This window comes from Methanoregula sp. (assembly GCF_049686655.1).
Lineage (GTDB): Archaea > Halobacteriota > Methanomicrobia > Methanomicrobiales > Methanospirillaceae > Methanoregula.
This window is the reverse complement of record NZ_JBAVIG010000040.1, coordinates 1-4,053: the sequence shown is the minus strand read 5'-3', so window position 1 is coordinate 4,053 and position 4,053 is coordinate 1. Positions and strand designations below refer to the sequence as shown.

At 53.3% G+C, this 4,053-nt stretch carries 4 protein-coding genes; 1 reads left to right on the top strand and 3 read right to left on the bottom strand.

All coding sequences use genetic code 11. The features are described 5' to 3' along the window. Window positions 1–830 precede the first annotated feature (830 nt). The 3 genes from WBL42_RS04720 to WBL42_RS04710 are packed head-to-tail and all read right to left on the bottom strand — an operon-like array spanning window position 831 to window position 2,379. Window positions 831–1,094 carry a hypothetical protein gene (locus WBL42_RS04720; protein WP_424720114.1) on the bottom strand — a complete coding sequence of 88 codons (264 nt, stop codon included), beginning with the start codon at window positions 1,092–1,094 and terminating at the stop codon, window positions 831–833. Further along, a complete protein-coding gene (locus WBL42_RS04715) occupies window positions 1,091–2,002 on the bottom strand; it encodes an ArdC family protein (RefSeq protein WP_424720113.1) in 912 nt (303 codons plus the stop codon). Before WBL42_RS04715 ends, WBL42_RS04720 begins: the two co-directional genes overlap by 4 nt. After that, window positions 1,999–2,379, bottom strand: coding sequence for a hypothetical protein (locus WBL42_RS04710; protein ID WP_424720112.1), 381 nt, complete (start codon window positions 2,377–2,379; stop codon window positions 1,999–2,001). Before WBL42_RS04710 ends, WBL42_RS04715 begins: the two co-directional genes overlap by 4 nt. Window positions 2,380–3,290: 911 nt before the next feature. Here WBL42_RS04710 and WBL42_RS04705 point away from each other — a divergent pair. Next, window positions 3,291–3,950: a DUF262 domain-containing protein gene (locus WBL42_RS04705; RefSeq protein WP_424720111.1), complete on the top strand. Its 660-nt coding sequence runs from the start codon at window positions 3,291–3,293 to the stop codon at window positions 3,948–3,950. The last annotated feature ends 103 nt before the right edge of the window (window positions 3,951–4,053 follow it).

The window sequence follows — 4,053 nt, the reverse complement described above, 5'->3', positions numbered from 1 at the left end:
GCGATCCTCCCTCAGCTGATCGGGAGATATGAAGACGCTCGGTCATGTTCACTCGTCCTCGCTGAGGCTCCGGCTCGCTTCACATCACCTCGCTGCTTTTCCTCAGTTGATTGCTGGTACGATGACGCCCCTGGCTTGTCGCGTTGCTCCGGCGCCAGCGGCTGCCCCGGCCCGCTCCTCACACCATGCTTCGCATCGTGTTCGTCGCTGTTGATCGTACTCATGTCGAACGTTCAGTGACTCACTCGCGCGACGCATCAGGGGCTCGGACTCGATGCTGATGCATCTCGTTACCTTCGCACCCTGAAGCGGCGCTCGTTCGGGCCACTGCGGCCACGACCCGCCTCCCGCTTCGCTCCTCCCGCCCTTGAAAGGGACGGGCAGTCATTAGGATAACCACGGGGTAAGGTTTCCGGGTGGGGGTGGGAGGATGCGAGCCGGAACACGGCGACCATCGCCGTGTCGCGTGAGCATCGGGCGGGCCCAGGAAGATCAGGGCATCTCAACAGGACAGCCACCGGGCAGCAGTCCGGGCGGGAAGAAGGCGAGCCGGATACGGGACCGCAGTGCGGGCCCGTCGCGTGAGCCTTCGGGGTGGGCCAACTTTTGCCAAAAAAGATAATGCCAGGAGTCGATATTGTACCAACCCGGGCAGGGCTCGTGATTGGCCTCATGGTGACCCTGTCCGGGCCACCTTTTACCCGCACCGAAAAAGGATTTTTTTCTTTGTCCGGTGCAGCCACCAGCGCAGACTTTTCAGCAGCCCAAAAATGGTTGATCGTTTCTTTCGGTACTCCCAGAGTTCACGCCGGCTGATCATAGATACCTCATTACTGAGTGGAGATCCCGCTCGGCAGGGGATCACAGTGCCATGCGATCATATCCTGCCGGTGCCTCTCGGCCACCAGATTATCTAAGCCCTCCCACGCGGCCCGGGCTTTCCATGATGCGATGATCTCATCGTGCCTGTAGCGGAGATCCTGCGCTTCAGCCTGCAGCATGAATGCCCGACGTTCGATCACGGGTATTCTGGTCTCGATGCGTTCGAGTTCTTCGAGAACCTTGATCGGCATGGCATCATAAATCGAGGTCATGCCGTCACCCCTTCCGCCGCATCGGTCCCGGTTGTGCCCGGGGAGACCGGGGCAGAAACCCCGATCATGAAATCCGCTGCCTTCTCTGCTCTGCCGGCTGCATACATCACGAGATCTGCATCAGCCTTGATCGCCGTTGCCCAGTTCTGGAGATAGGCTGCCTGATTCTGGACGACAGCTGAGGAGTCGATGCCGGTAAGTGCTGCCAGGTATGCGCTCCCGATCTCGGCGACCAGTTCCTCACGTCCGTAGGTGTCGGACCCGAAGCACACCGGATCGGTTCTCTTGAACCGGTCGAGCCGGGGCCCGGTGGAGTGGATGCACTCGTGAAACATTGTCGCATAATAGTGCTCGGATGATCGGAACTGCCCGATCTCCGGGCAGGTGATAATATCCATCTGCGGGAGGAATGCGGCCCGGTCCCCCGCCGTGATTTTTATTGAGTGCCGGCCTGTGTAGTCCTGAATGACGGCATCGCATCCGAGCAGGTGCGGATTCTCTTTCAGGTCCGGCAGGTTGTAGCCCTTCTCCTGATAATCTGTCTGGGCGACATTGAAGACAACGAAGGCTTTCAGGAAACGGATCTGTTTTTTGCTTTCGGTCTCCTTGCCGTTCTCATCGGTCTTCGTGTCGGTCTTTACGGTCCGGCCCGCGTAGATAATCCCGGTACCGTGCTCGCCCTTTTGGACCTGTAGCCCTGCGGCGAGATACTGGCGGTAGGTTGCCCAAAAAGGAAGGGGATAGGAGCTGAGCCCAAGGATCAACCGGTTCAGCCCGGTGTATGCCCTGCCGCTGAAGAGATTGCGCGGGCCGTTCTCGGTCCACGGCTTCAGCCAGGGGATCTTTCCTTCAGAGAGCGCCTTTATGATCCGCTCGTTAATCTGTGCTTTTACGTCAGCGGCTTTCATGCTGTCGCCCCTGCCGGCTGGATTGTGGTCACGGAGTGCACCGGGCACATGGTCGAGACGTTCGCATATTTCCGCTCACCCTTGAGCATTCCTTTTACCTGTGCGAGCGGGGAGACGTACTGCACATCATTAATGGAGATCATCACGGCTTTGCCGGACCGGGTGATCCATGCCTTCCCGACCGGGGCCGCGTCCGCGTTCTTCATAACATCCGATATGTCATAGATTGCCGCAGGCCAGTGCTGTTCAAGCTTGCGTACTTCACTGGTGGGAATGACTGCCTGCATTGTCTTGACATCGATACGGACCGAGCTCTGATAGAGGCGGGCTGCCCCTATGTGCTCGAACTTTACATCTGTTTTTGTTGTTGGCCTCATGGTGTTTTTCACCATACATCCATCGACGTTAGAGCATATAACTCTCCGCCGTGCGCAGGGTGAAAGTAAAAGCGGTGCGTTGTCCGATTTGCGAAATAAGGTTATTGCGCAGAATTTAATTTTATTTTTACGCAAGGCCCGCCCAGGCACACAGCGCGACAGGCCGCTGATGCGTCCCGTAACCGCGCCGTGTGACCAGGACCCGCCCTCTCGGTTTCCTGTTGGTACGCGATCGCCACGGTTGGACCCACCCGACAAAGCGAGCGACCGTCCGCTGATGCGTCCGGTAACCGTCGCTTTGTCCTCCCTCCCCTACCCTGAAACCGACCTCCGTTCCTATCGCTATGACTGCCCGTCCCTTTCAAGGGCGGGAGGAGCGAAGCGGGCGGCGGGTCCGGGGCCCAGCGGCCCGAGCGAGCACCGCGACAGGGGCGCGAAGGTAAGGAGCCGCATCAGCGGCGAGTCCGAGCCCCCTGTGCGTCGTGCGAGCGAGTCACTGAGCGTCTACGTTTTCGCATCAACAGCGACGAACACGATGCGGAGCATGGTGAGAGGAGCGGGCCAGAACAGCCGCTGGCGCCGGAGCTCGCGACAAGCCAGGGGCGTCATCTTGTCAATAGGGCACAACGTGGAGCAGCGAAGTGATGTGATGCGAGCCGGAGTGCAGTGAGCGCCAGCGAGCGGAACAAGGACGAGTGAACATGACTGAGCGTTCTACGGTTCAACAAACCGGGAAACGATAGATCTCCGACCGTCATTCTAAAAGTTTCTTCTAGATCCTCAAGCAAGGCTGGCAATAGATATGTCCCACGGACCCGTGAATGAAGATGATGTAATAATTCGGAGAAATCCGACTTTGAAAATAATGGAAATAAGAAGTTGATAAATACATATTCGTGATACGTAGTATCATGACTGATTCAACGGAATCTACATTATCAATTGAAAAAATCAAATCCGAAGAGGAAGATTCTCATATAACATTACCCGATTATCAAATTTTTTCCTATCCTGCAGATTTTACCCTAGAAGTATTGAATAACAAAATGATTAGTGGGGATATAGAAGTTCGTCCTTTTCAACGACAATACGTATGGAAACCATATCAAGCGACACGATTAATTGAATCATTTCTAGTAGGATTACCAGTACCACCGATTTTTCTTTACATCGACTCAACAACTCAAAAATTTAATGTAATTGATGGCCAACAACGATTACGAACAATTCAATACTTTATCAAAGGTCAATTTGGTGCTGAATACAAAGGAAAATCTACAATTTTTAGACTAAAAGAGTTGAGCCCACTAAGTAAGTGGTATAATAAAACATTTCAAGAATTATCTGGTGAAGATAAGCGTAAATTATTAAATTGTGTTTTAAGAGCGATTGTCGTAAAACAATTAGATCCGAAAGATGATACGAGTATTTATCACATTTTTGAGCGACTAAACACTGGCGGTACCTTACTTACAAATCAAGAAATCCGGAACAGTATTTTTCAAGGAACTTTCAATGATTTATTAATTAAAAAATTAAACAAAAATGGGCTCTGTAGAATTCCTCAGTAAAAGATCCATCTGAAGATCGCAAGAATAATTTTCGAGAGGTTGTAGAGGATTAATTTGATTTTGAGTTCTTTGACCTGCGCTTGGAATTTCCGTGCTTTCAGGG

What these genes read in the sequence shown, in the direction of transcription:
- WBL42_RS04720 (WP_424720114.1), bottom strand. Translation starts at nt 1,094, where the DNA reads ATGACCTCGATTTATGATGCCATGCCGATCAAGGTTCTCGAAGAACTC.
- WBL42_RS04715 (WP_424720113.1), bottom strand. Translation starts at nt 2,002, where the DNA reads ATGAAAGCCGCTGACGTAAAAGCACAGATTAACGAGCGGATCATAAAG.
- WBL42_RS04710 (WP_424720112.1), bottom strand. Translation starts at nt 2,379, where the DNA reads ATGAGGCCAACAACAAAAACAGATGTAAAGTTCGAGCACATAGGGGCA.
- WBL42_RS04705 (WP_424720111.1), top strand. Translation starts at nt 3,291, where the DNA reads ATGACTGATTCAACGGAATCTACATTATCAATTGAAAAAATCAAATCC.